Annotated in this window: 25 protein-coding genes; 7 read left to right on the plus strand and 18 right to left on the minus strand. The window is 71.3% G+C overall.

The annotated features are described in order from the left end of the window. Positions 1-77: 77 nt before the first annotated feature. Together tcmP and JMF97_RS19775 are read right to left on the minus strand one after the other, a co-directional pair. Positions 78-1205, minus strand: coding sequence for a three-Cys-motif partner protein TcmP (tcmP, locus tag JMF97_RS19770; RefSeq protein WP_203222910.1), 1128 nt, complete (start codon positions 1203-1205; stop codon positions 78-80). Between the two features lie 226 nt (positions 1206-1431). Continuing rightward, entirely contained in the window at positions 1432-2631 is a 1200-nt protein-coding gene (locus JMF97_RS19775) for a helix-turn-helix domain-containing protein (protein WP_307817008.1), read from the minus strand. A 213-nt stretch (positions 2632-2844) separates the two neighbouring features. Between JMF97_RS19775 and JMF97_RS19780 the strand changes: the two genes are divergently transcribed. Together JMF97_RS19780 and JMF97_RS19785 are read left to right on the plus strand one after the other, a co-directional pair. Beyond that, on the plus strand, positions 2845-3066 hold the full coding sequence (locus tag JMF97_RS19780; protein ID WP_013735978.1) for a winged helix-turn-helix domain-containing protein: 222 nt from the start codon (positions 2845-2847) through the stop codon (positions 3064-3066). A 36-nt stretch (positions 3067-3102) separates the two neighbouring features. Then, positions 3103-3318, plus strand: a complete 216-nt coding sequence (locus JMF97_RS19785; RefSeq protein WP_203222911.1) for a winged helix-turn-helix domain-containing protein — start codon at positions 3103-3105, stop codon at positions 3316-3318. A 70-nt stretch (positions 3319-3388) separates the two neighbouring features. Here the strand turns inward: JMF97_RS19785 and JMF97_RS19790 are convergent, their stop codons facing one another. The 9 genes from JMF97_RS19790 to JMF97_RS19830 all read right to left on the minus strand — a co-directional run bounded on the left by JMF97_RS19790 (position 3389) and on the right by JMF97_RS19830 (position 13051). Beyond that, positions 3389-3937, minus strand: a complete 549-nt coding sequence (locus JMF97_RS19790) for an orotate phosphoribosyltransferase (RefSeq protein WP_203222912.1) — start codon at positions 3935-3937, stop codon at positions 3389-3391. Positions 3938-4086: 149 nt separating this feature from the next. Next, on the minus strand, positions 4087-5346 hold the full coding sequence (locus JMF97_RS19795; protein WP_203222913.1) for an MFS transporter: 1260 nt from the start codon (positions 5344-5346) through the stop codon (positions 4087-4089). A gap of 128 nt (positions 5347-5474) precedes the next feature. Continuing rightward, on the minus strand, positions 5475-6347 hold the full coding sequence (gene htpX / locus JMF97_RS19800) for a zinc metalloprotease HtpX (RefSeq protein ID WP_203222914.1): 873 nt from the start codon (positions 6345-6347) through the stop codon (positions 5475-5477). 138 nt (positions 6348-6485) lie between these two features. Next, positions 6486-7964: an NADH-quinone oxidoreductase subunit N gene (locus tag JMF97_RS19805; protein ID WP_203222915.1), complete on the minus strand. Its 1479-nt coding sequence runs from the start codon at positions 7962-7964 to the stop codon at positions 6486-6488. Between the two features lie 34 nt (positions 7965-7998). Continuing rightward, positions 7999-9531 (minus strand): complex I subunit 4 family protein, encoded by a 1533-nt coding sequence (locus JMF97_RS19810; RefSeq protein ID WP_203222916.1) that lies wholly within the window; start codon positions 9529-9531, stop codon positions 7999-8001. Between the two features lie 34 nt (positions 9532-9565). Next, entirely contained in the window at positions 9566-11515 is a 1950-nt protein-coding gene (locus JMF97_RS19815) for an NADH-quinone oxidoreductase subunit 5 family protein (RefSeq protein ID WP_203222917.1), read from the minus strand. After that, the gene (nuoK, locus tag JMF97_RS19820) at positions 11512-11868 is read right to left on the minus strand and encodes an NADH-quinone oxidoreductase subunit NuoK (protein ID WP_203222918.1); all 357 of its coding nucleotides are present in this window, start codon (positions 11866-11868) and stop codon (positions 11512-11514) included. Before nuoK ends, JMF97_RS19815 begins: the two co-directional genes overlap by 4 nt. Continuing rightward, entirely contained in the window at positions 11865-12419 is a 555-nt protein-coding gene (locus tag JMF97_RS19825) for an NADH-quinone oxidoreductase subunit J family protein (protein ID WP_203222919.1), read from the minus strand. The genes nuoK and JMF97_RS19825 overlap by 4 nt, the downstream gene beginning before the upstream one ends. Continuing rightward, complete coding sequence (locus JMF97_RS19830; RefSeq protein WP_203222920.1) at positions 12416-13051, minus strand: NuoI/complex I 23 kDa subunit family protein; 636 nt, start codon at positions 13049-13051, stop codon at positions 12416-12418. The genes JMF97_RS19825 and JMF97_RS19830 overlap by 4 nt, the downstream gene beginning before the upstream one ends. A 98-nt stretch (positions 13052-13149) precedes the next feature. Here JMF97_RS19830 and JMF97_RS19835 point away from each other — a divergent pair, with 98 nt between their 5' ends. Together JMF97_RS19835 and JMF97_RS19840 are read left to right on the plus strand one after the other, a co-directional pair. Then, the gene (locus tag JMF97_RS19835; protein WP_203222921.1) at positions 13150-13725 is read left to right on the plus strand and encodes a Uma2 family endonuclease; all 576 of its coding nucleotides are present in this window, start codon (positions 13150-13152) and stop codon (positions 13723-13725) included. Between the two features lie 120 nt (positions 13726-13845). Next, a complete protein-coding gene (locus JMF97_RS19840; RefSeq protein ID WP_203222922.1) occupies positions 13846-14892 on the plus strand; it encodes a glutathione S-transferase family protein in 1047 nt (348 codons plus the stop codon). Between the two features lie 351 nt (positions 14893-15243). Here the strand turns inward: JMF97_RS19840 and JMF97_RS19845 are convergent, their stop codons facing one another. Both JMF97_RS19845 and JMF97_RS19850 read right to left on the minus strand, forming a co-directional pair. Further along, entirely contained in the window at positions 15244-16206 is a 963-nt protein-coding gene (locus JMF97_RS19845) for a complex I subunit 1/NuoH family protein (RefSeq protein WP_013735991.1), read from the minus strand. Further along, the gene (locus JMF97_RS19850) at positions 16206-17000 is read right to left on the minus strand and encodes an NADH-quinone oxidoreductase subunit C (RefSeq protein WP_203222923.1); all 795 of its coding nucleotides are present in this window, start codon (positions 16998-17000) and stop codon (positions 16206-16208) included. Before JMF97_RS19850 ends, JMF97_RS19845 begins: the two co-directional genes overlap by 1 nt. A gap of 134 nt (positions 17001-17134) precedes the next feature. On the opposite strand from JMF97_RS19850, the gene JMF97_RS19855 reads away from it, so the two are divergent. Then, positions 17135-18181 carry a glucose 1-dehydrogenase gene (locus tag JMF97_RS19855; RefSeq protein ID WP_203222924.1) on the plus strand — a complete coding sequence of 349 codons (1047 nt, stop codon included), beginning with the start codon at positions 17135-17137 and terminating at the stop codon, positions 18179-18181. Between the two features lie 25 nt (positions 18182-18206). Here the strand turns inward: JMF97_RS19855 and JMF97_RS19860 are convergent, their stop codons facing one another. The 5 genes from JMF97_RS19860 to JMF97_RS19880 all read right to left on the minus strand — a co-directional run bounded on the left by JMF97_RS19860 (position 18207) and on the right by JMF97_RS19880 (position 23545). Then, entirely contained in the window at positions 18207-19523 is a 1317-nt protein-coding gene (locus JMF97_RS19860) for a DUF2252 domain-containing protein (RefSeq protein WP_013735994.1), read from the minus strand. A gap of 40 nt (positions 19524-19563) precedes the next feature. Further along, complete coding sequence (locus JMF97_RS19865; RefSeq protein WP_013735995.1) at positions 19564-20157, minus strand: NADH-quinone oxidoreductase subunit B; 594 nt, start codon at positions 20155-20157, stop codon at positions 19564-19566. A 108-nt stretch (positions 20158-20265) separates the two neighbouring features. Next, positions 20266-21765 (minus strand): pyridoxal phosphate-dependent decarboxylase family protein, encoded by a 1500-nt coding sequence (locus JMF97_RS19870; RefSeq protein WP_203222925.1) that lies wholly within the window; start codon positions 21763-21765, stop codon positions 20266-20268. After that, positions 21762-23198 carry an MFS transporter gene (locus tag JMF97_RS19875; RefSeq protein WP_203222926.1) on the minus strand — a complete coding sequence of 479 codons (1437 nt, stop codon included), beginning with the start codon at positions 23196-23198 and terminating at the stop codon, positions 21762-21764. Before JMF97_RS19875 ends, JMF97_RS19870 begins: the two co-directional genes overlap by 4 nt. 32 nt (positions 23199-23230) lie before the next feature. Then, the gene (locus JMF97_RS19880) at positions 23231-23545 is read right to left on the minus strand and encodes an MGMT family protein (protein ID WP_203222927.1); all 315 of its coding nucleotides are present in this window, start codon (positions 23543-23545) and stop codon (positions 23231-23233) included. A 61-nt stretch (positions 23546-23606) separates the two neighbouring features. Between JMF97_RS19880 and proB the strand changes: the two genes are divergently transcribed. Then, complete coding sequence (proB, locus tag JMF97_RS19885; protein WP_203222928.1) at positions 23607-24716, plus strand: glutamate 5-kinase; 1110 nt, start codon at positions 23607-23609, stop codon at positions 24714-24716. 77 nt (positions 24717-24793) lie between these two features. Continuing rightward, a complete protein-coding gene (locus JMF97_RS19890; RefSeq protein WP_203222929.1) occupies positions 24794-26035 on the plus strand; it encodes a glutamate-5-semialdehyde dehydrogenase in 1242 nt (413 codons plus the stop codon). Positions 26036-26095 lie beyond the last annotated feature (60 nt).

Below are 26095 nucleotides of genomic sequence, written 5' to 3' on the forward strand. Positions count from 1 at the left end.
CCGCAGCACGGAGGAACCCGGCCCAGCGTCGGGCCATCAGCATGCCAGCAAACCGACCGACCAACCCCGAACCAACATCATCGACCAACAGCTATGAACGACTGCCCAGATGAAAGACCGAGGCTAGCTTGACCTAGCGTCGTGCCGTACACCTCCGGCACGTGGTCGGCAGGGCAGAATGAGCCCAACTCCTCCAGCAGCCGTTCGAGGTTGCCCGCAATGATCCTCGTCCACTCGCTGCTATGACTACTGCTGTGACTTTCAATGGTCGGCAACTCATCGTCGCCGAACAGTGAGCCCTGCCCGTACCTCTCCCCCTTGCGGAGCAGGTCCGTCTGCCACGCCACCGACCACTCCACGCCCGCCTTGCCCAGCGAGTCCGCGAAGTGCCAGGCCCCCTCGTTGCTGGCCGTGAACAACGCAAGCACGTACTTTGGCAGCAAGTCAGGTCTCGGTCGCACCGGCATTTTGACCGCTCGGTATCTCGTTCCGGTCGTTAGAAGCTTCTCGTACGTATCGCAGACTTCTAGGGCGATCTCGGTAGCCCGCTGCTCATCACCCTCGTCTCGGACGGCGGCAAAGTGTTCTTGCCACCAGTCGCCGCCGAGGAAGCGGTCTAGCCGGTCGGCTGTCTTCCGATCTGCCAGCGAAAGGTCCCCGCGCTTCGAACGAGCCGCATGTACGGCACGACCCATACGGGCCACGGTCAAGACGCTGAAGTGCAGCAGAACCTCAGTAGGCGGCCAGGATGGCCGACCGAGCAAGGCGGCCTTGAGGACGTCGAAGTCCAACGCAGGACCGAATGGGTCGAGGAAGGCGAACAGCGATGCGCCCTGGGCGCGCCTCAGGACTTCAGGAAGGTGTTCGTCAACCGAGCCGCACCGGACGACCCGGTCGGCGTCGCCGCCCTTCTCATCGAGTATCCGATTGAGGTTGGCAAAGTTGTCCGGGTTCTGCTCAATGAAGAACCCGAGCACGTCACGGTAGCCCTTCACAAACTCAGCACACCGCGAAAGCAGTAGCGGTGATCCCGGCTGTCCATCGTCGTACTCGCCTCTACCCGCGTACCCATCCAAAAACACGACCCGGTTACCGTCGACGCTTTTGCCTGTCTTCGATGCGAATACAACCGGGTACCGACTCAAGATGCCGTGCTTGAAGACGGCAGCCGCCTTCTTGGACGCGAAGAAGTCAGTACTGGCCATGAGCCCTCCCCGACGGCTACTCCAGGTAGCGCCACGCTAGCGGAAGGTTGCGATGCGCGGAAGGCCATCAATGGCTACTAGCCTCTCGCCCACATGGGTTAATCGCCGCTCCGCAGGCCCTCTGGCCGCAGCCCGACCACTGCCGACAGACCGCACGAGAAGGCAGGCTGATCAAAGGCGGCTCGGCGACGAACCGACTGTGGAGATCTCGCCTGGATTGGCGAGGTCAGGGGCAGAGCAGGCCGAGGGTGAGGGCGAGTTGGGTGATCGTGGTGGGGGCGTCCGGGTCGCGGGCGACCTGGGCGACGGTTTCGCGGCCCGCTGGGCGGTGGCGTACTTCGGCCGGTGCGATGTGGTCGGCTTGCAGCAGGACGCGGGCCGCCGCGCCGGGGGCGTCTGCGTGCAGGTGGGCGCGTGCCGCGTCGATCAGGTGCGCGGCTCGGCGTTCGACAGGTAGGCAGCGCCAGCCGTCGTACCCGATGATTTTCTGGTGTCGGGTGACGGCTTGCCGGGTGTCGCCGGCCTCGATGGCGGCGGCTGTCCGGGCCAGGTCGACGGTGGTCGGTCCGAAGGCGGTGTGGTGGTGGTCCTGCCCGTCGCCCACTCGGGCGGCCATGTCCGCCGCCTCGTCCAGCAAGTCGGCCGTCGCCCGCTCGTCGCCTGATCTGGCCGCCATCATCGCCGCCTCCAGCAGCAGGGCGCCGCACAGCGACAGCTCCTGGGGCGTACCGGCGTCGAGGTCGGGGGGTGCGGCCTGGTAGGCGGCGGCGAGCATCACCGACCTGGCCCGCGACGAGGGCGGCAGCGCCTGACCGAGCTGCACCGCCGCGCACGCCAGCAGCAGCCGGTCGCCGCTCGCGGCGGACATCGCCCGGTCCGCGGCCAGCCAGGCAATGCTCCGCTCGCCCAGCTTGACCAGCAGAGCCGCGGTGATCCGGTACGCCTCCACCAGCGCAGCCCGGCACGCCTGCGGCGCCTGCGCGTGGGCGCGGTGTACCTCGGTCAACAGTGTCGGCAGCAGCTCGACCAGGTGTGGGTACCGGGCGTGCTGGTAGGTGCTCCAGGCGTGCGCAAGCTCCTGGTCCAGTCGTTGCGGCGACATCGGCGGCCGGCGACCGGAGGGACGGCCCAGTGATATCTCGTACGCGGACAGCGCCGTCCTGATCCGGGCGACGCCCTCGCTGCGGTCGACCAGTTCGGCGGGCTGCTCGTCGTGCCCGAGCAGAGTGGCGGCGTCGACGCGCAGGACGGCGGCGATGTCGCGGATGGTCGACACCCGTTCCAGCGAGCGGACGCCGCGCTCAACCTTGTCCACCCAGCTCTTCGACTTGCCCAGCCTGTCCGCGAAGGTCTGCTGCGACAGCCTCCGCCGAACCCGTAGATACGCCACCCGCCGACCGATCGGCAACGGGTCACCTCTGGTCACCGCGCCTCCCAACGACACATGCCAGGGAAGCCGTGGGCACTCGCTCCACAACGGAGTACCCACGGCAGGGACACCCGGCCGCCAAGCTGGATAGCCCTACGAGCAACTTATGACGCAATGTACGCAGGGTCAAGAACTGACAGCACATAGCGTTGCAAGTGGGGGCTACCGCGTGGTCTGCTTGCACCAGCCGCCAAGCTGGGAGCACCACCAATGTCAGAAGCTGCGTACCTACAGGTCGCCCGGGACATCCGCGAGCAGGTCAGCTCCGGCCAACTGAAGCCCGGTGACAAGCTGCCGTCGTTCGCCTCCCTGTGCGACCAGTACAAGGTCAGCAACACGGTGATCCGCGCGGCAATGCTCATCCTGAAAGCCGAAGGGCTCATCGACGGCCGGCAGGGCAAGGGCGTCTACATCGCAAACCCTCTCCCCTGACCGGCCGCCGACTCGGTCTTCGGGGAGGAGAGTTACGTGCCACCGCGTTACCGCTATGAACAGATCGCCGATGATCTCGCTGGTCGAATTGCGTCCGGCGAGTTCGCGCCAGGGGCGAAGCTGCCGAGTCGGCGCGAGTTGATCGCCCACTACGGCGTCACTGAGCCGGTGATCGACCGTGCCATGCAGGTGTTGCGGATCAAGGGCATGACCGAGACGCTGCCGGGCGTGGGCGTCTTCGTTACCGAATAGGCCGTCGATCGATGGCGCCGGTATCCCCCGGCACCATCGGCCTCTGCGTCCACGGCACGGTGCAGCGGAGTCATACCGTGTTCGTTGGCATCCTCGACGTGTGCCCTCCGAGGTCGGCGCGCGTGAGCAGGGCGCGGAGGGTGATGCCCTCGGCCGCCAGCGCCTCGCTTCCGCCCTCCTGACGGTCGATCACACAGACAGCGGCGTCGACCCGGGCTCCCAGGCTCCTCAGATCCCTGGTCGACAGCACCACCTGCCCACCGGAGGTCACCACGTCCTCGACGACGAGCACCTGCCGATCCGCCACCTCTGCTCCCTCAGCCAGCCGAGCTGTCCCGTACGGCTTGGCGGCCTTCCGCACGAACGCGCAGGGCAGGCCGGTGTGTCGACCGAGTGCCGTCACGACGGCGATGCCGCCCATCTCCAGACCGGCCAGCACCTCGGTCCCGGCGGGCACCAGGGCGACCATCTGCTCCGCCAGAGCGTCCAGCAGGACCGGGTCCGCCTCGAACTGGTACTTGTCGAAGTACTCGTTCGCTGTCCGTCCGGACCGCAGGACGAATTCTCCGGTGAGGCGGGCCTTGGCATTGACCTGACGCGCGAGATCCTCAAGCTTCACATGAGGAATCCTGGCACGCCACCGGTCAGCGGTTGAAGATCAGCAGGAGCACGATGGTGCCGATGGCGCTGACCAGGATCGAGCCGAGGCAGCCGAGGCGGTTCGAGAAGAAGGCGAACATGCCTCGGTGATACCCACCGGGAGCGCGGTCAGACCGGGGCGGGGGTTTCGACGCGTACGGTGGCGGCTTCTGCGCGGGCGATGGGGCCGGCGGGCAGGGCGGCGATGGCGGCCCCGGCGGCGACCGCCGCACCGGCGAACAGGAACGCCCAGGGCACCCCACCCGCATGGTCGACGATCAGGCCGGCCACCGCGCCACCGGCGGCGCTCGCCCCGACGGACATGGTGACCACCCAGGTGTACGCCTCGTTCAGCATGCCGGCCGGCGAGATCCGCCCGACCAGGGTGTTCTCCAGGGTCAGGGCCGGCGCGATGGTGGCTCCGCCGACCACCAGGGCGGTGCCGAGCGCCAAGGGGGTGGGCATCACGGCGAAGACGGCGAAGCTGCCTGCCACCGCAGCGAGCAGCCAGGCGAACTGTCGGGTCATGTTGCGGGCCGGGCGGCGGATCCCGAACCAAAAGCCGCCGACGGCGCTGCCGACGCCCCAGACGGCCAGGAGTACGCCGGCCAGGCTGTCCGGGTCGTCGGGGGTGTAGCGGGTGGCGAAGGCGGGCACGGTCACGCCTGCCGCGCCGAAGGCGATGCCGAGGCTGGCCACGCAGAGCAGCAGGGCCGGGAATCCGGGTACCCGCAGCGGGCCGAGGCCTCGGGTGTGGTGCTCCCCGGCGTGCCGCTGCCAGCCGCGCATGGTCTGGCCGAGCGCCACGGCCACGGTGCCGACCAGGGTCACCACCGCCGCACCGATCAGCGCGGCCCCGGCGTCGGCGAACAGGACGAAGCCGGCGACCAGCAGTGGGCCGAGCACGAAGACGACTTCGAAGAGGGTGGTCTCGGCGGCCAGGGCGGTGTTGCGCAGGTGGTACCGGCCGGAGGCGACGCTGGTCAGGTCGTTCCACGCGCCGCGGATCGCGGCGGTCAGCGGCGGGTAGGAGGCGCCGGCCAGGGCGGCGGCCACCAGCACCAGGGCGAAGGGTGCCTGCTCGGAGCGGGCCGCCCAGAGCAGGCCGATCAGGGCCAGCGGGTGGGCGACCGCGGTGCCGAGCAGGACCGGGGTGGGGCCGATGCGGTCGGCGATCCGCCCGGCCACCGGGCTGAGCGCGGCACCGGCGAGGGCGTAGCAGCCACCGGCGATCGCGGCCAGTGAGTAGCGGCCGGTGACCTGCTCGATGACGAGCAGCAGCGCCAGCGGGGTCATGCCGATCCCGAGCCGCCCGATGATGCCGGTGATCAGCAGCGTCGGTGCCCCCGGAAGCTGCCAGACACCCAGGTAACGGCGCAGACCAGCCACCGACGACCTCCACATGTGTAATGAGCGATAGCGGGTTAGACCCTAACGCTGCCCCGATGGCCCGTAACCGGACAGGGTGCCGCCCGCACCGGTGGGACCTCGGTGCGGGCGGCGAAGGTTGATGCTGGTCAGCGCTGGTAGCGGACCGGTCCCGTGTTGCGCGCCATCTGCTCCAGGCGGGCGACGCGCTGTTCCATCGGCGGGTGGGTGGCGAACAGCGACGCGACTCCACCGCCCTTGAACGGGTTGGCGATCATCAGGTGCGCGGTGCTGGTGAGCTGCCCCTCGGCCGGCAGCGGCCGACGCTGGGCGCCCATGTGGATCTTCCGCAGCGCGCTGGCCAGCGCCAGCGGGTCACGGGTGAGCTCGGCGCCGGAGGCGTCCGCCTGGAACTCCCGGCTGCGGCTGATCGCCAGCTGGATGATGCTCGCCGCGATCGGGCCCAGAATGATGGTGAGCAGCAGCACGATCGGGTTCGGGCCGTCCTCGTCGTTGCCGCCGAGCGGGATGAACAGGGCGAGGTTGGCCACCATGGTGATGATGCCGGCCAGGCCGGCCGCCACGCTGGAGATCAGGATGTCGCGGTTGTAGACGTGTGACAGCTCGTGCCCGATGACGCCCCGCAACTCCCGGTAGTCGAGCAGCTCGACGATCCCCTGGGTCACGCAGACCGCCGCGTTCTGCGGGTTACGACCCGTGGCGAACGCGTTGGGCTGGGCGGTCGGGCTGATGTAGAGGCGGGGCATCGGCTGCCGTGCCTCGGCCGCCAACTCCCGCACCATGTGGTACAGCTCGGGGAACTGTGCCTCGCTGACCGGTTGTGCCCGCATCGAGCGAAGCGCCAGCTTGTCGGAGTAGAAGTAGGTGACGCCGTTCATCACCAACGAGATGACGACGGCGATGACCAGGCCGCCACTGCCGCCGAACCAGTAGCCCACCGCCAGGATCAGCGAGGTGAGCAGGCCGAGCAGCGCGGCGGTCTTCAGACGGTTGTGGTGCACGATCACTCCTTCGGTGCACGGATGCGTGGATCCGTCGACCGGTACAACAACCCGGTACCCGTCAACCATCCGTCTCATGACTGAGAGTTACCTGAGTGACAGTCATGTTGGGGAATGAACCGGCAGGTCGGGCCGGATTCAGCTCCCGGCGAGATCGAGCACCAGTTGCGGTGCGAAGCCGACGACCACGGCGATCGCGGTCGCCACGGCCAACGCGGCCACCACCACGCGAGCCGGCCGGATCGCACCGGCGGGCGCGTTGCCGGCGACGGCGCTGTCGGTCGGGGTGTAGAGCAGCGCGGCGAAGCGCAGGTAGTAGGCCAGGCCGATGACCGCGTTCAGCGCCACCAGCAGGGCGAGCCAGGCCGCGTCGCCGCCGAGCAGCGACCGCACCACCGTCACCTTGGCGAACAGCCCGGCCAGCCCCGGTGGCAGACCGGCCAGCCCGATCAGGGCGAACGCCAGGCCCGCGCCGACCCAGGGGTGCCGCCGGGCCGCGCCGCGCAGGTCGTCGAGACGCCCACCGTCCGCGCCGGCCGGGCGCAGCGCCACCACCCCGGCGAAGGCGGCCAACTCCAACAGCACGAAGAAGACGGCGTACGCCAGGGCGGCGGCGTACGCGGCGGAGCGGGCGTCGACGTCGGCCAGGGCGAGGGCACCGAGGGGGGCGAGGATGTAGCCCGCCTGGGCCACCGAGGACCAGGCCAGCAGCCGCACGGTACGCCGCTGGCGCAGGGCCACCAGATTGCCCACGGTCATGGTCAGCGCGGCGATCAGGGCCAGCACCGGCCCGGCGACGCTCAGCGGCAGCGCGTGCTGCACCACGGCCAGCAGGGCGACCACCCCACCGAGCTTCGACGCCGTCGACAGGTACGCGGCCACCGGCAGCGGTGCCCCGTCGTACGTGGCCGGGGCCCAGGCGTGGAACGGCACCGCCGCCACCTTGAACGCCAGCCCGGTCAGCACCAGCGTCACCGCGACCGTGGTCAGCGGCAGGGCCAGCAACTCCGAGCGGTCGGCCAGGATCGCGCCCAGCCGTTCCAGGTGCAGGCTGCCGGTGACCGCGTAGAGCAGCGCCGCACCGAGCAGGGTCAGCGTGGTGGCCACCACGCTGACCACGAAGAAGGTCACCGCCGCCTCGGCGCTGGCCAGGCTCCCCCGACGCAGCCCGACCAGGATGTACAGCGGCAGGGTCAGGGCCTCCACCGCCACGATCAGGGTGATCAGGTCGCCGGCCGCGCCGAGCACCACGCCACCGGTCATCGAGCAGGCGAGCAGGAAGCAGAACTCCCCCACCGGGGTCACGCCGTCGCGCAGCAGTGGCCCGGACAACGCCAGCACCCCGAGCACCAGCAGCGCCACCAGCCCGGCCACCAGCGCGGCCCGCCCACCGAAGACGTACGAGCAGTCGGCCCCGACGCAGAAGGTCCGGCGTTCGGCTCCGGCACCGACCGCCACGGCCACGACGAGGGTGGCGAGTGCACCGGTGGCCGCCGCGACGATCGTCGCCGTCCTGCGGGCCAGCACCAGGTCGACCAGGAGCGCCAGCACGGCCGTCCCGGCGGCCAGGTACGCCGGCAGCAGCGCCACACTGTCGACGCTCTGCACCCTGCTCACGGCTGCCTCCCGTCGACGCGGTCGCCTGTCGTCGTCATCGCAGGACCTCCACCAGGGCCGTCACCGGTGCCTCGGCGACACCCAGCACCAGGGTCGGTGCCAGCCCGACGGCCAACGCGAGCAGCACCAGCGGCGCCCAGGCGGCCACCTCGGCCCCGGCCAGCCCCGGTTTCAGTCCGGCCACCGCAGGCGTCGCAGGGCCGTGGGTGACCTGCCGCAACAGCCGCAGCAGGTACGCCGCCGTCAACGCGCCACCGAACGCCGCAAGCACCGCCAGGGTGATCCACAGCGCGCCGCCCACCTCGACGGCGGCGACCACGGCGAACGCCTCACCCCAGAACCCGGCCAGGCCGGGCAGCCCCAGCGAGGCGACCGCCGCGAAGGCGAGCAGCCCGGACAGCCGGGGCGCGGTCTCCCGCAACCCGGACAGTTCGCGCAGCGACCCGGTGTGGGTCCGGTCCTTGATCGCCCCGGCGAGGAAGAACAGCAGGCCGGTGATGATGCCGTGCGCGACGTTGCCGATCAGCGCCGCCTGGATGCCGGTGGCGGTGAGCGTGGCGATCCCGAGCAGCACGAAGCCCATGTGCCCCACGCTGGAGTACGCGATGAGCCGTTTCAGCTCGGTCTGCGCCAGACACACGAGTGATCCGATCAGGATCGCCGCGACGGCGAGCACGCCCAGCACCGGTGCCGCCCAGCGGGCCCCTTCCGGGGCGACCCCGACGGCGACCCGGATCAGGCCGTACGTGCCCATCTTGAGCAGCACCCCGGCGAGCAGCACGCTGCCGACGGTGGGGGCCTGGGTGTGCGCGTCGGGCAGCCAGGAGTGCAGCGGCCAGAGCGGGCTCTTCACCGCGAAGGCCACCGCGAGCAGCGTGAACGCGGCAAGTTGGGTGCCCCGGGACAGTCCGGTGCCGCCGGTCAGCGCGACGATGTCGGCGGTACCGGCGGCGGCCACCACCACGTAGACCCCGACCAGCAGCAGCACCGAGCCGAACAGCGTGTACAGGGCGAATTTGCGGGCCGCCCGACGCCGTGCCGCCACCGCCGCCGGGTCGGTGCCGTCGCCGCCCCAGCCGACGATGATCGCGTACATCGGCAGCAGGACGATCTCGAAGAAGAGGAAGAACAGCACCAGGTCCAGGGCGAGGAAGGTGCCCAGGATGCCGACCTCGACCACCAGCAGCAGCGCCACCAGGGCGCGCCCGCTGCCACCGGCCGGCACCCGCCAGCAGGTGTACCCGCAGCAGAGCAGGGTGAGCAGGGCGGTCAGCACCACAAGTGGCCAGGAGATGCCGTCCACCCCGAGGTGGAAGCGCAGATCCAGGCCGGGAACCCAGGCCGCGTCGAGGGCGTGCCAGGGGCGTACGGCCGGCGGGGTCGCCGAGTAGGCGGTCCAGCTGCCGGCCCGGTCGACGGTCAGCGCCAGCGCCGCGACCAGGGTCAGCGCGGCGGCCACCGTACCCGCCACCCGGGCGGGCAGGTCGCGGGGGATCGCCGCCACGGCCAGGGCACCGAGCGCCGGCAGCGCGAGGACCACGACCAGCAGGAACTCGCCGAAGCTCATCAGCAAGCTCCGATCCGCGATGCGCTGCGGCTCATCACATTGCTCCGATCAGGGTGGCGGCCAGGGCGATCAGCAGCGCACCGGCGAGCACCGCGACGACGGCCCGGGGCAGCGCGGAACGGTGCAGGGTGGCCAGCCCGCCGCCGAGGGCCCCCGCGCCCCGGCCGGTGCCGGTGACCGCGCCGTCGACGACCCGCTCGTCGGCCACCCGGGCCGCGCGGGCGAGCGCGGTCGTGGGGCGTACCACAAGGGTGTGCTGGACGTCGTCGAGGCGGAACGCGCGGGCGAAGACCGGCCGCAGCGGACCCAGCGCCACCGCCGGGTCGGCGGCGGTGTCCCGACGCCAACGCGCCCCGGCCAGCCCGGCCCCGAGCAGCAGCAACGCCAGGGGCAGCAGGACGGTCGGGGTGAGGTGGATCAGCCCGTCCGGCGGCATCAGATCCGACACCCCCTCGGCGTCCGACGGCGTCGTGCGTTGCAACTGGGTGGCGAACCAGCCGGGGAAACCGGCCAGGCCGAGCAGGGCCGCCGGCACGGCCAACGCCAGCACCGGCCAGCGCAGCAGCGCCGGCGGGTCGTGCGGATGGGTCAGCGGGGTACGCGGGGCGCCGAAGAAGGTACGCAGCAACAGCCGGGTGGCGTACCAGGAGGTGACGGCGACACCGACCAGACCAGCCAGCCAGACCAGCCAGCCCACCCAGGCCGGAGCCGGGCCGTCGCCGTGCAGGGCGGCACCCTCGGCGGCGGCGAGCACGCCCTCCTTGCTCCAGAAACCGGAGAGCGGGGGTACGCCGGCCAGCGCGCCCAGCCCGATCAGCGTGCACCAGAAGGTGACCGGCATGCTGTGCCGCAGCCCGCCCATCCGGGACATCGCCGCAGTGCCGACAGCGTGGATCACCACACCGGCGGCGAGGAACAGCAGCGCCTTGAACGCGGCGTGGGTGAGCAGGTGGAACAGCGCGGCAGGCGGCGAGCCGACGGCCAGCGCGCCGGTCATGTAGCCGAGTTGGGAGACCGTCGACCAGGCGAGCACCCGTTTGATGTCGTCCTGCGCGGTGGCGGCGAACGCGCCGAGCAGCAGCGTCACCGACGCCATCACCCCGAGCACCGCCAGCACGGTGGGGGTGGCCACGAACAGCGGCCAGAGCCGGGTCAGCGCGTACACCCCGGCGGCCACCATCGTGGCGGCGTGGATCAGCGCGGAGATCGGGGTGGGGCCGGCCATCGCGTCGGGCAGCCAGGTGTGCAGCGGGAACTGGGCGCTCTTGCCGGCCACCCCGGCGAGCAGCAGCAGACCGGCGGCGGTGAGCGTGCCGGTGCCGTGGTCGTGGGCGAGCACGTCGGCGATGCGGAAGCTGCCCGCCGAGACGCCGAGCAGCGCGATGCCGAGCAGGAACCCGATGTCGCCGACCCGGGTCACCAGGAACGCCTTCTGCGCGGCGGCCGGCGCCTGCGGCAGCCACCGGTCATGGGCGATCAGCAGGTACGAGCAGATGCCCATCACCTCCCAGCCGACCAGCAGCATGATCAGGTCCCCGGAGACCACCACCAGCAGCATGGCGGCGGTGAAGAGGCTGATCTGTGCCGCGTACGGCGGGTAACGGTGGTCGACGTCGGTGTCGTCGTGCGGACCCCGCCTGAGGTAGCCGACCGAGTAGACCTGCACGGCCAGGGCCACGGCGGCGACCGCCACCGCGACCAGAGCGGCGGCGCCGTCGAGGCGTACCCCGAGGGTGACGGTGAGCTCGCCGAAGCGGATCCAGGTGGTCGAGGACTCCGCCGGGGCGTCCAGCGTGACCAGCAGCGCCACCGCCAGCACCAGAGCGCCCGCCGCGCCGGCCACACCGAGGGCGATGGCCGCGCGCCGAGCCGTGTCCCGGTCGGTGGCCGCGCCCCGTGCGGCCGGTGGCAGCAGCAGACCGACCAGACCGGCGACCAGCGGTACGACCGGCAGCAGCGCGCCCAGCAGCGTCGTGGTGCTCACCGCTGACCCTCCAACGGCACCTTGTCCATCGGCACCTCGTCCTGTGGCGCCGTGTCCAGCGGCACCTCGTCGACGGCGACGCTGGCCCGCATCCGGTAGAGCTGGAGCACGATCGCCAGCCCCACCCCGATCTCGGCCGCCGCCAGCACGATCACGAAGAGCGCGAAGACCTGACCGCTGTGCGGCAGCAGCGCCCGGGTCGTGGTGTCGGCGGTGATCAGGATCAGGTTGACCGCGTTCAGCATCAACTCGACACCCATCAGCACCAGCACCGCGTTGCGTCGCCGCAGTACGCCGTACACGCCGAGGCCGAACAGCAGCGCGGCGGTGACGTACGGGATGACCGGTCTCACCGGGCCCCTCCCTCGCCACCCGAGCCGGCCCGCTCAGCCGGCTGGTCCCGGGGGGTGCGGCCGATGTCGGGGCGGGACAGCACGATCGCGCCGACCAGCGCCGACAGCAGCAGGATCGAGAGCACCTCGAAGGGCAGCACCCAACTGGCGAAGACCTGCTCGCCGATCCGCTCGGCGGTGCCCGCCTCAGGCAGCTCCACCTTGGTCCAGCGGTACGCGTCGATCAGCAGGGCGGCCAGCCCCAGCCCGACCCCGCCGCCGATCAGCGCGGCCGGCCAGCCCGGACGGTCCAGATCGTCCGAGGCACCGATCGGCGCGCGGGTCAGCATCACCGCGAACAGCAGCAGCACCACCACCGCGCCCACGTAGATCAGCACCTGCACCCAGGCCACCAGCTCGGCGGTGAGCACCAGATACATGCCGGCCACGGCACCGAGACAGACCACCAGGTAGAGCCCGGCGCGGACCAGATGCCGGGTCGACACCACCAACACCCCGGACCCGACGGCCACCGCGCCCAGGGCGAGCAGCAGCACGTCCACGCCGGTCACTCGGAAGCACCTTCCCCGTCGCCGGGCTCGCCCGTACCACCGGGTGCCGGCTCGGGGCGTACCGGCGGGGCGGTCGGCCGGGCGGCGGGCGCGGCGGGGACCGCGGCCTTGCGCGCGGCGGCGGTCTCCTCCTTGGCCGGCTCACCGTGGGGATCATGTGCCGGTGGCGGCGGTACGGTCGCCATCCACTCGCCGAGATGATCCTTGTCGTGCAGCAGGTCCTTGATGTCGTACTCGGCGTACTCGAACTCGGGCGACCAGTAGAGCGCGTCGAACGGGCAGACCTCGATGCAGATGCCGCAGTACATGCAGAGCGAGAAGTCGATGTCGAACCGGTCGAGCACGTTGCGCTGGCGAGGACGGGCGGCGCCGGGCACCGCCACCTCCTCCTTGTGCGAGTCGATGTAGATGCACCAGTCCGGACACTCGCGGGAGCAGAGCATGCAGACCGTGCAGTTCTCCTCCAGCAGTGCGATCACCCCACGTGAGCGGGGCGGCAGCTCGGGGGCGACGTCCGGATACTGCTGGGTGGTGGAGCGCTTCGTCATCGTCTTGAGCGTGACCGCCAGGCCCTTGACCAGCCCGCTGCCCGGCACCCCCGCCGGCTCGCTTCGCTCGCTCATGTCGACCATCCTGCCCTGTGGCCACGGCGCGCGCGACCACCACCCGGCCTCTGCCGGTAGTACCGTGACCACGGGGAGAGAACGACACATCGGAAAGGACCCGTCAGATGACCGCCGCGCTGCACGACGACCAGCCACCGTCGGGCGAGTGGACGACGGACGACCTCGACGCCCTGCCCGACGACGGCCGCCGCCGCGAACTGCTCGATGGAGTGCTGCTCGTGTCCCCCTCCCCCACCGCCGCCCACCAGACCATCGCCATGCGCCTCGGCGTCGCGCTCGAAGCGGAGTGCCCGGACGAGTACGAGGTGACCCAGGGCGTCGAGGTGCGGATCAACCGCACCCGGTCCTTCATCCCGGACGTCCTGGTCATCACCGCACCGGCGGCGCAACGGCGGCCCGCACGATACGAGCCGCACGAGGTGGTGCTCGCCGTCGAGATCGTGTCACCGAGCACCCGCTCGATCGACCGGGTGCTCAAGCCGGCGCTCTACGCCCAGGCCGGCATCCCCTACTACTGGCGGATCGAGACCGATCCGGCCGGTCTGGTGGTGCACACCCACCGGATCGATCCGGTGCACGAGGTCTACACCGAGACCGGACGGTGGACCAAGTTCGTCGACACCGGTGAGCCCTTCCCGGTGAACCTGTCGATGGCCCAACTGACGCCCAGGTACCTCTGACCGCTGTCACGCCACGGTCGCCCCTTCCGCTCGATCACCGCCCCTTCTGCCGCGCCAGCGTCTGCGGCGTCAGCCATGATGGGACCGGGACGGCAGGCGGCGCAGGCAAGGAGCAGGGCGATGATGGTGGACAACGGCACGGGCCAGAGACAGACCGGCGGGAAGTACGTCGAGCCGGGCGGGGAGTTCAACCGGGACCAGAACTACATCACCACCCGGATCACCGCGGACGGGCGGGACGGCTACCCGGTCGAGCCCGGACGCTACCGACTGGTGGTGAGTCGCGCCTGCCCCTGGGCGAACCGGCTGATCATCGTACGGCGGTTGCTGGGTCTTGAGGACGTCCTGTCGATGGGTGTCACCGGGCCGACCCACGACGCACGGAGCTGGACCTTCGACCTGGACCCGGGCGGGCGGGACCCGGTGCTCGGCATCGAACGCATCCAGGAGGCGTACTTCGCCCGCTACCCCGACTACCCGCGCGGCATCACCGTGCCGGCCATCGTCGACGTGCCGACCGGGCAGGTGGTGACCAACGACTACGCCCGGATGAGCCTGGACCTGTCCACCGAGTGGACCGCCCACCACCGACCCGGTGCCCCGGACCTGTACCCCGAGCAGCTGCGGGCCGAGATCGACGAGGTCAACGCGGTGGTCTTCCGGGACGTCAACAACGGCGTGTACAAGTGCGGCTTCGCCGGCAGCCAGGAGGCGTACGACAAGGCGTACCACCGGCTGTTCGACCGGCTGGACTGGCTCAGCGACCGACTCGCCGGACAGCGTTACCTGGTCGGCGACACCATCACCGAGGCGGACGTACGGCTGTTCACCACGCTGGTGCGCTTCGATCCGGTGTACCACGGCCACTTCAAGTGCAACCGGCATAAGCTCAGCGAGATGCCGGTGCTGTGGGCGTACGCCCGGGACCTGTTCACCACCCCCGGCTTCGGCGACACGATCGACTTCGACCACATCAAGCGGCACTACTACGAGGTGCACCGGGACATCAACCCGACCGGGGTGGTGCCGCTGGGCCCCGACCTGTCGAACTGGCTCACCCCGCACGGCCGCGAAGCTCTCGGCGGCCGCCCCTTCGGCAACGGCACACCCCCACCACCCCCCTCCCCCACCGAACAGGTCAACCCCGCCCACACCCCCCTGCACTAACCCCAACCCGGCGGGTAGCCCACGCGCCGCGCGAGGGCTACCCCCGCCCCACACAGCCCACGCCCGGGCGCCCGGCCCCACACTCCACACCCCAGGCGCGAGCCACCCCAGGCGCGAGCCACCCCAGGCTCGGGCCGCCTCGGTCCCGCGATCTTGCACTTCTGGTCGCCGCGAAAGGTGCATAAGCCGCAGAACAGCGACCAAGAGTGCAAGATCGCGTGGGTGAGGGTGCCTCGATTCCGCGATCTTGCACTTCTTGTCGCGACGAAAGGCGCACAGGCCGCAAAGCAGCGACCAAAAGTGCAAGATCGCGGGACCGAGGGCGAGGGCGAGACCGAGGTGGGGTGGGGTTTAGAGGGCTAGGCGGACGGCGGCGGTGAGGACCAGTTGGGCCAGGGCGGTGGGGACGAGGATCAGCCAGCAGAGGCGTTGGAGTTGGTCCTCGCGGAGGCGGGGGTAGGAGACCCGCAGCCAGATGATCACGAAGCTGACGGCGGCGATCTTGAGTAGCGTCCAGAGCCAGCCGAGCTGGGCGTCGGCGAACGGGCCCTGCCAGCCGCCGAGGAACAGCACGGTGGTCAGCGCGGCGATCACCACGATGCCGACGTACTCGGCGAGCAGCAGGAACGCGAAGCGCAGGCCGGTGTACTCGGTCATGTAGCCGAAGACCAGTTCCGAGTCGGCCACCGGCATGTCGAACGGTGGCCGGCGGATCTCGGCCAGCCCGGCCAGGAAGAAGACCACCATCGCGGGGGCCTGCCAGATCAGCCACCACGGCTGCCACGCCTCGACGATGCCGGAGAGGCTCAGCGTCCCGGCAGCCATCGCCACCGAGGCGGCGGCCAGCACCAGCGGCAGCTCGTAGCCGAGCAGTTGGGCGGCGCCGCGTACCCCGCCGAGCAGGCTGTACTTGTTGGCCGACGCCCACGCGGACATCAGCACGGCGAGCACGCCCACGCCGACCACCGCGAGCACGAAGAACAGACCGACGTCGAGCGGCTGCCCCACCAGATCGTTCGGGCCGAGCGGGATGACCAGCAGGGCCAGCAGGTACGGCACCAGGGCCACCGCCGGCGCCAGCCGGAACACCGGCCGGTCCGCGGCACGCGGGGTGACGTCCTCCTTCTGTACGAACTTCACCCCGTCCGCGACGAGCTGCGCCCAGCCGTGGAACCCGCCCGCGTACATCGGGCCGAGCCGGCCCTGCATGTGCGCCATCACCTTGTGTTCGGCCTGTCCGACCAGCAGCGGCAGCACGAGGAAGGCGACGAGCACGCCGCCGATCCGGATCACCAGTTCCAGCCACAGTGGCATCAGGGCGTACCCCCCTCGTCTGGCTGCCCGCCCTCGACGTGGGTCGCCGGGCCGTCGCCCGCCGGAGCGGGGGTCGCGCCAGCCTCGGGGGAGGCCGGGACACCGGGGGTACGGGGGGTGCGTGCGCCCGGGGCCGGGCGGGCCGGTCGTTCCCGGGCGGGTCGAGCCGGGGTGCCGCCGCGCGGGCCCTCTCCGGCACCACCGGCACCGGCCGGGGTCGGGGTGGTGCCCCACTCCCCCGGGGCGGGTACGCCGGGTGGCCGGATCGGTCGGCGGCCACCTCCCGCCTCGGACTCGCCCGGTTCCTTCGCGCCGGGCCAGGGTTTGGCGACCCGGGAGGCGAGCACGAACTCCTTGCGCAGCGGATGACCCTCGAACTCCGGTGGCAGCAGCAGCGGGCGCAGGTCGTCGTGCCCGGCGAAGTCGATGCCGAACATCTCGTGGGTCTCCCGCTCGTGCCAGGCCGCGCCGGGATAGACCGACACCACCGAGTCGATGGTCGGTGTCGCCCGGGGCACCCGCGCCCGCAGCAGCAGACCGTGCCGGTGCGTGGTCGACCAGAGGTGGGCCACCACGTCGAAGCCTTCGGCCAGCTCGTCGACGGCGGAGAGCCAGTCGAAGAAGTCGCAGGCCAGCTCGGCGTCGTCGCGCGCGGCCAGCAGCGCCGCCCGCCACCCCGAAGCAGGTACGTCGACGGTGGCCCGCGCATGCGCCTGACCTCCGGAGACCGTCGCGGTGGCCTCGACAGGTGCGAGCAGCGCGACGAGCCGCTGGCCGGCCTCTTCCGGTGTCATGCAGCTGATCCTATGGCCGCACCCGGCCTGCCGCGCTGCCCCGGTGCGACGTGGACGACAGGGCAGGGCACGCAGCCGGGTGGCAATCCCGGCTTTTCCGGCGGGGTGCGGCGGCTGCGGACCAGGATGGGGGCGTGCGCGCTGTGACTGTCATTCCAGGGGTACCCGGCTCGCTGCGGTTGCTCGACGACTACCCGGAGCCGACCACGGAGGAGGGTTCGATCCTGGTGGAGGCGGTCGCGGTGGGGGTCTGCGGCACGGACCTCGAAATCATCGAGGGCAAATACGGCGAGGCCCCACCCGGCACGGATCATCTGGTGCTCGGGCACGAGTCGCTGGGCCGGGTGATCGAGGACCCGACCGGCACGTTGCAGCCCGGCGAACTGGTGGCCGGGATCGTCCGCCATCCGGATCCGGTGCCCTGCCCGAACTGCGCGGTCGACGAGTGGGACATGTGCCGCAACGGCATGTTCACCGAGCACGGCATCAAGGCGTTGCCCGGCTTCGCTCGGCAACGCTGGCGACTCCAGCCGCGCTTCGCCGTCGGGTTGGACTCGACTCTGGGCGAGGTGGGTGTGCTGCTCGAACCGACGAGCGTGGTGGTCAAGGCGTGGGACCACATCTTCCGCATCGGGCAGCGGGCGGAGTGGCAGCCGCGTACGGCGTTGATCACCGGAGCCGGCCCGATCGGCCTGCTGGCCGCCCTGCTGGCCAGTCAGCGCGGTCTCTCCGTACACGTGCTCGACCTGGCCACCGACGGGCCGAAGCCGGCGCTGGCGGGCGCGCTCGGCGCCACCTACCACGCCGGCTCGATCGACCAGCTCGATCTCGAACCGGACGTCATCGTCGAGTGCACCGGCGCACCGGCGGTCGTCCTCGAAGCGATGTACAAGGTCGCGCCCACCGGGATCGTCTGCCTGGCCGGGGTCTCCAGCGGCGGCCGGACCGTCGACCTCGACGCCGGTTCGCTCAACCGCACCCTGGTCCTGGAGAACAACGTGGTGTTCGGCTCGGTCAACGCCAACCGGCGGCACTGGGACGACGCTGCCAAGGCGCTGTCCCGGGCCGACCGGTCGTGGCTGGCCTCGCTGATCACTCGGCGGGTGCCGCTGTCCGAGTACGCCGCCGCGTACTCCCCCGGCCCGCAGGACATCAAGGTGGTCCTCGACTTCACCGCCTGACCCGCCGACCGGGGGACGACACGCGTCAGATGCCGGGCAGCCGACCGTTGCGGAACAGGTCGACGAAGAGCTGGTGATCCTGGCGAGCCCGGACCCCGTACGCGTGGGCGAAGTCGACCAGGTGCGCGACGAAGCCGGCCGGGTCGGCGGCCACCACCGCGACGATCGCCTCCTCGGTCGAGTAGTCGACCAGGTCGTGACTGGACTCGTCGTCGGCGACCGAGTGCATCCGGGCGACCGCCCGACCCAGGTCGGCCAGCACGCCGGCCAGTTCCTCGGGCTCGTTGACGTCGGCCCAGTCCAGGTCGGCGGCGTACGGGGAGACCTCGGCGACGAGCTGACCCACCCCGTCCAGCTCGGTGAAGCCCACCCATGGGTCGGCGTGCGCCTGCAGGGCCCGCTGCGACTCGGCGGTGCGGTGGCCCTGGTGGCGGAAGTAGCCGCGGACCCCCTCGTCGTCGACGTGCCGGGCGACCGCCGGCACCTGAGCCTGCTTCATGTAGATGATGACGTCGTTCTCCAGCGCCTGCGTGTGCCCCTCCAACAGGAGGTTGTACGAGGGCAGCCCGGCCGAACCGATGCCCACGCCCTTGCGCAGCACCACGTCCTTGATCTGCGCCGCCAAGGGCCGGTTCTGCGCGGTCGCCGCCGGCAGGGTGTCCAGGTACGCCTCGAACGCCGCACACACCTTGGCCCGTACGTCGCCGTCGACCTCGTACACCCCGTCGCGCAGGGAGAACCGCCGCTCGTACGCGTCGATGGTGGTCTGTTCCCGCAGCAGGTCGACCCGGGTGTTGAGCCGGGCCTGCTGGAGCACCCGGCGCAGCACACCGTCGGCGTTGTCCAGGGTGATCGACCCGATGGCGTCGTCACCGCCCTCGGCGATGGCCCGCAGCTCGGTCAGGTAGCTCTCGGCGAAGCCTGCCACCAGCTCGCTGATCACCCGATCGGAGAGCGCCTTGGTGTAGCCGATCAGCGCCACGCTGGCGACGAAGCGTCGCAGGTCCCAGGTGAACGGTCCGACGTACGCCTCGTCGAAGTCGTTGACGTTGAACACGAGCTGGCCGGAGCCGTTCATGTACGTGCCGAAGTTCTCCGCGTGCAGGTCACCGTGGATCCACACTCGACTGGTCTGGTCGTCGAGGAAGCGGTCGTCGGCGAAGTCGCCACGCTGGTCGGCGTAGAAGAGGCTGGCGCTGCCCCGGTAGAAGGCGAACGGGGAGGCAGCCATTTTGCGGAATTTACGGCGGAAGGCGGCCGGGTCGAGCGCCATCAGCGCGCCGAACTCCTGGGCCAGCACCTCGACGATGAAGGCGGAACGTTTCTCCGCGAGGTCGGTCATGATCCGTACGCTAGCTCCCGGCCGCCACCTCGACGGCGGATCAGGCGTTCGGCGGGCGGACCGGCGGGGCGGTCAGCGAGGCGGTGGAGCGCGGCATCACGCCGCCGCCGGGCGAAAGGTCGCCGGGCGCGGTGTCGGTGGGCGGGGCGAGCGGGTCGGGGCGCGGCACCCCGCCGATGCCGGACTGCTCGGCGGCGATCTTCTCCTGGAGCCGGAGGATGCCGTGCAGCAGCGCCTCGGGCCGGGGCGGGCAGCCCGGCACGTAGACGTCGACCGGGATGAGCTGGTCGACACCCTTGGTCACCGAGTACGAGTCCCAGTAGGGGCCGCCGCAGTTGGAGCAGGCGCCGAAGGAGATGACGTACTTGGGCTCGGGCATCTGGTCGTAGAGCCGCTTGATCGCCGGGGCCATCTTGTCGGTGACGGTGCCGGAGACCACCATCAGGTCGGCCTGGCGGGGCCCGTGGGCGAACGGGATGACGCCGAGACGCATGAAGTCGTGCCGGGACATGCTCGTCGCGATGAACTCGATGGCGCAGCAGGCCAGCCCGAAGTTGAAGACCCAGAGCGAGTAGCGCCGGCCCCAGTTGAGCACGAACCGGATCGGCTCGCCGAGCACCGCCGGTAGCTGCACGACCGCCCCCTTCCGTTTCCCCGACAGTCAACCACAGCCCTTTCGGTAAGGAAGGGCACCCTGTTAACGCCTGGCGTTGTACAGGGGCCCCTTCCTAACACCGGCCGGTCAGTAGGACGGGCGTTGCAGCAGGCTGACGAACTCGACGAGCAGCCGCTCGCGCAGCGCCGGTGGCGCGGCGTCGAGCAGAGTGTTCACCGGCGCCATCCGCTCCGGCAGCCCACCGCCTGCGCCGGAGTCCGGCCCGCCGACCACGCCGAGGCCCAGCCCGGCTGCCAGGCCCGCGACCAGGTCACCGGTGAGCGCCTCCGGGGAGAGCGCACCGGCCAGCGCGAGTAGTTCCGGTGGCAGGGTGACCGGCCCGGCGACTGCGGCCGCGGCGACCGCCTCGGCCAGGTCGGCGGCGAACTCCGCCGCGCGGGGGGCCACCGCCGCGGTCACCGTCAGGTGCACGCTGCGCGGCAGTCCGGCGTACGTGAGCTGGGGTTGGGTGTGCCAGCCCCGGGCCGCCAGCTCGTCGACCAGGACGAACAGGTCCGGCCCGGAGTCGGTGCCGGTGAAGCAGACGACGGTCGACTCCGGCTCGGTGATCAGCCGCAACCCGTCGACCCCGCGTACGGCGTCGGCCAGCACCTGCACGGCGTCGCGGGTTCGCCGGGTCAGCTCCAGGTAGCCGTCGTCGCCGAGGTGCCGCAGGGTGGCGTACGCGGCGGCGATCGGCCCACCCGAGCGGGTCGAGGAGATCACCGGGTTGATCATCGTGTATCCGGGCCAGTCGGCGTACGCGAAGTACTGCGGTGCCCGCAGCGCCGGATCGCGATGCAGCAGCACCGAGACGCCCTTCGGGGCGTACGCGTACTTGTGCAGGTCCACCGAGATCGAGGTGACGCCGGGTACGGCGAAGTCGAACGCGGGCACCGGCTCGCCGAGTCGGCGCAGGTACGGCAGGGTCCAGCCACCGAAGCAGGCGTCGACGTGGCAGCGCACCCCGGCTGCGGCGGCCACCTCGGCGATCTGCGTGACCGGGTCGACGACGCCGTGCGCGTACGACGGGGCGGAGCAGACCACCAGGACCGTGTCGGGCCTGATCGCGGCGGCCACGTCGGCGACCGCCGGCCGAAGCGTCTCCGGGTCGATCGGCACCGAATCGATCTCCACCCGCAGGTAGTGCGCCGCCTTGGCGAACGCCGCGTGTGCGCTCGCCGGCACCACGATCCGGGGCGTGTCGATCTCCGGCCGGGCGTCCCGGGCCGTCTTCACGGCAAGGATCAGTGACTCGGTGCCCCCACTGGTGACGCTCCCGACCACCTCCGGCGCACTCGTGCCCGGCCCACCACCGAGCACCCGAGCCGCCGCCCCCACCAGCGCGTTCTCCATCGCCAACAGCGACGGAAATGCAGTCGGATCGAGCCCGTTGACATGTGCACTCTCGGCGTAGGCGGCGGCAGCCAACTCGTCCAGCCCCGCCACCCCCGGGTCGTACACATAGGCGAACAACCGCCCCCCATGCGTAGGCCGATCCAGCCCTCGCAGCTCCCGTACCTCCCCCAACACCCGCTCCGCCGCCACACCGCGCGCGGGCAACGCCCCCATACTCTCGTCGATCATGGACTTGTCGTCCCCTCTTCGTGGTGGTTGGCGGCTTTTGTCCCGACCACAACTCCATGATCGGCGGACAAAGGGGTGGGGGTGGGGAGGGTGGCGAGGAGGTCTTCGGTGAGGTTGTAGGGGCGGAGGAGGAGGGTGGGTAGGGCGATGAGGATGGCGGGGAGGATGGTGAAGCCGAGGAGGACGCCGAGGCGGGCGGTGTCGGACTGGGCGGTGGCGGTGCCGGTGGTGGAGGAGACGTAGCCGGTCAGGGCGAGGACCAGGCCGTAGATGCCGGGGCCCAGCGCCAGGCCGAAGGTCTCCCCGGCGGTCCACAGGCCGGTGAAGACGCCGGCCTGACGGCGACCGGTCCGGGCGGTGTCGTACGCGATGCAGTCCGGGAGCATGGCCAGCGCGAACACCTGCTGCCCTGCGTACCCGACACCGATCGACGCGACCAGCAGGTAGATCACGGCGGCGGGCAGCAGCGGCGCGGCGACCAGCGCCAGCCCACCGCCCGCCAGGATCAGCGACGCGATCACCAGCCCGGCGAGCTTGCCCAACCGGGCGCCCACCCGTGACCACAGCGGCATCACCACCAGCGCGGGCCCGACGAAACAGAGGAACAGCAGGGTCGGGCCGGTCTTCGGGTCGCGCAGGATCTGGTCGGCGAAGTACTGCACCCCGGCGAGGATCGTCGCCACCCCGGCGGACTGCACCACGAAGCAGAGCAGCAGCGCCCGGAACGGTCGGTTGCGGCCGGCCACCGCGAGTTGGGCGCGCAGGCTGGGCTCGCTCTCGGTGACCACCTGCTGGGGCGCGGACCGGGTGCCCAGGAACGCGCCGACCGCACCGAGCGCGATCAGCGCGGCGACGAAGAGCCCCATCCAGCGGTGTCCGGGCAGACCACCGCCGGCCGCGTCGCGGACCAGTGGGGCCACCGCGCCGGAGACCAGGATGGCCAGCGCCAGCACCGCGATCCGCCAGGTCATCATCCGGGTACGTTCGGCGTAGTCGCTGGTCAACTCGGCCGGCATGGCCACGTACGGCACCTGGAAGAAGGCGAACGCGGTCGCCGTGGCCAGGAAGGCGACGGCGACGTACGCCCCGGCCGCCGACCCGGCACCGAACGGCGCCGCGAAGATCGACCCGAAGAGTACGGCCAGCGCCAGCCCACCGACGAGCAGGTACGGCCGGCGGGCACCCCAGCGGGAGCGGGTCCGATCCGAGATCCGCCCGGCGACCGGGTTGACCAGCACGTCCCACGCCTTCGGCAGGAGCACCAGCAGCGCCGCGACGCCCGCGGCCACGCCGAGCGTGTCGGTCAGGTACGGCAGCAGCAACAGCCCCGGCACGGTGCCGAACGCCCCGGTGGCCAGCGAGCCGAGCGCATAGCCGGCGTGCACCTTGCGGGGCAGGGCCGGTGCGCCGGATCCACTCGGCGGTGCGGTCATGGCGCCGAATGTTACTCACGTTATGGCTCTCGTCACACCCCCTCACCGGGCCGCCAACCGGCGGCTTTCATGTCCACCCGGTCCTTACGCAGCGGCGTACCCTCGGCCAGCCAGCGCGCCCGCGCCTCGGCAGCGATCCGGGGCGGCATCGCACCGCTGGCGTTGACCACCCGGTGCCATCCGACGGCAGCACCGTGCCGCGCCATGATCGAGCCGACCAGCCGGGCGGACGCCCGACCCGAGCGCTCGGCGAGCGCGTCGGCCACCGCCCCGTACGACATCACCCGACCGGGCGGGATCCGGTCGACCAGTTCCAGCACCGCCTCGACGTACTCGTCTGGTGTCACGACCAGCCAGAGTATGGGAACGCCGACGGGTGGCTCACCGACGACAGCGCAGAATAGGCGGGTGCGCGACGCAGTCACCACGGCCCGACGGGTCGTCGTCAAGATCGGTTCCTCCTCGTTGACCACCGCCACCGGCGGGTTGGACGACGAGCGTCTCGACGCGCTTGTCGACGCGCTCGACACGCGTACCGCCGATGGCCGCGAGGTGGTGCTCGTCTCCTCCGGCGCGATCGCCGCCGGTCTCGCACCGCTCGGGTTGGCCCGGCGTCCGCGCGACCTGGCCACCCAGCAGGCCGCCGCCAGCGTCGGCCAGGGCCTGCTGATCGGCCGGTACGCCGCCGCGTTCGCGCGGCACGGTCGCACCGTCGGGCAGGTGCTGCTGACCGTCGACGACGTGACCCGACGGGCGCACTACCGCAACGCGTACCGCACCCTGCGCAAGCTGCTCGACCTGCGGGCCGTACCGATCGTCAACGAGAACGACACGGTCGCCACCGAGGAGATCCGGTTCGGCGACAACGACCGGCTGGCCGCCCTGGTAGCCGCGCTCGTCGACGCCGACCTGCTGGTGCTGCTCTCCGACGTCGACGCCCTCTGGACGGGCAACCCGTCGCGACCCGGCGCACGCCGCATCGCCGAGGTACGCGACGAGTCGGACCTGGCCGGCGTCGACATCGGCGGCACCGGCCGCTCCGGCGTCGGCACCGGCGGCATGGTGACAAAGGTCGAGGCGGCCCGGATCGCCACCGGATTCGGCATCCCGGTGGTGCTCACCTCCGCCACGCAGGCCGTCGCGGCGCTGGCCGGTGAGCCGGTCGGCACCTTCTTCCACCCCAGCTCCAAACGGCCGGCGGCCCGGCTGTTCTGGCTCGCCCACGCGACCTCGCCCCGGGGCCGGCTGCACCTCGACCCGGGTGCGGTCGCCGCCGTCGTCGGCCGACGCAAGTCGCTGCTGCCGGCCGGGATCACCGCCGTCGACGGGGCGTTCACCGCCGGGGACCCCGTCGACCTGGTCGACACCGCCGGCGCCCCGGTCGCCCGAGGACTTGTCAACTACGACGCGGTCGAGCTGCCCGGCCTGCTCGGACGCTCCACCGCCGACCTCGCCGCGGCGCTCGGCCCGGCGTACGAACGGGAGGTCGTCCACCGCGACGACCTCGTACTGCTGTAGATGCTGGTAAGGAAGGGCCCCTTATTAACGCCTCGTGTATTGAAAGGGCCCCCTCCTAACACTGTGAGGAGCATGGGATGAGCGTGAGCGAGCAGGCACGTCGGGCACGGACCGCAGCCGAGACGCTGGCCGTGACGACGCGTACCGCCAAGGACGCCGCGCTGAACGCGATGGCCGACGCGCTGGTGACGCGTACCCCGGAGATCCTGGCCGCGAACGCCGCGGACCTGGCGGCCGGACGCGAAGCCGGACTGAGCGCGGCCGTGCTGGACCGGCTCGCCCTCGACGAGAGCCGGATGGCCGGCATCGCCGACGCGCTGCGCCAGATGGCCGCGCTGCCCGACCCGGTGGGTGAGGTGGTACGCGGCTCGACCCTGCCCAACGGGCTGGAACTGCGGCAGATCCGGGTACCGTTCGGCGTGGTCGGCATCGTCTACGAGGGACGACCGAACGTCACCGTGGACGCCGCCGGCATCTGCCTGAAGTCCGGTAACGCGGCGCTGCTGCGCGGCTCGTCGTCGGCCGCCCACTCCAACGCGGCACTGGTGGCGGTGCTGCGCGACGCCATCACCGGCGCCGGTCTGCCGGCGGACGCGGTGCAACTGCTCGACTCCAGCACCCGCGACTCGGTCAAGGAACTGATGCGCGCCCGAGGCCTGGTGGACGTGCTGATCCCGCGCGGCGGGGCGTCGCTGATCCGGACCGTGGTCGAGGAGTCCACCGTGCCGGTGATCGAGACCGGGGTGGGCAACTGCCACGTCTACGTCGACGCCGCCGCCGACCTGTCGATGGCCGTGTCGATCACCCTGAACGCCAAGACGCAGCGACTGTCCACCTGCAACACCGCCGAGTCGCTGCTGGTGCACGCGGCCGTCGCCGACGACTTCCTGCCGCCGATGCTGGCCGCCTTCGCCGAGGCCGGCGTGACCGTGCACGGCACCGCCGAGGTGGCCCGGTTCTCCGACGCGGTGGTCCCCGCCACCGACGAGGACTTCGCCACCGAATACCTCAGCGCCGACATCTCGGTCACCGTCGTCGACTCCCTCGACGCGGCGGTCGCGCACATCCGCCGGTACGGCAGCGGCCACACCGAAGCCATCGTCACCGACTCGCAGTCCGCCGCCCGGGAGTTCGTGGCCCGCGTCGACTCGGCCGCAGTCATGGTGAACGCCTCGACCCGGTTCACCGACGGCGGCGAGTTCGGCTTCGGCGCCGAGATCGGCATCTCCACCCAGAAGCTGCACGCCCGCGGCCCCATGGGCCTCCCCGAACTAACCAGCACCAAGTACGTAGTAACCGGCACCGGCCACCTCCGCTAACCCCACACCCCGGGCCCTCACGGCCCACCCCCGCCCTCGCGGCCCAGGCCCCGCGGGGCC

Origin of the sequence: Micromonospora fiedleri (assembly GCF_016774385.1) — a bacterium.
Classification (GTDB): Bacteria; Actinomycetota; Actinomycetes; order Mycobacteriales; family Micromonosporaceae; genus Micromonospora; species Micromonospora gifhornensis.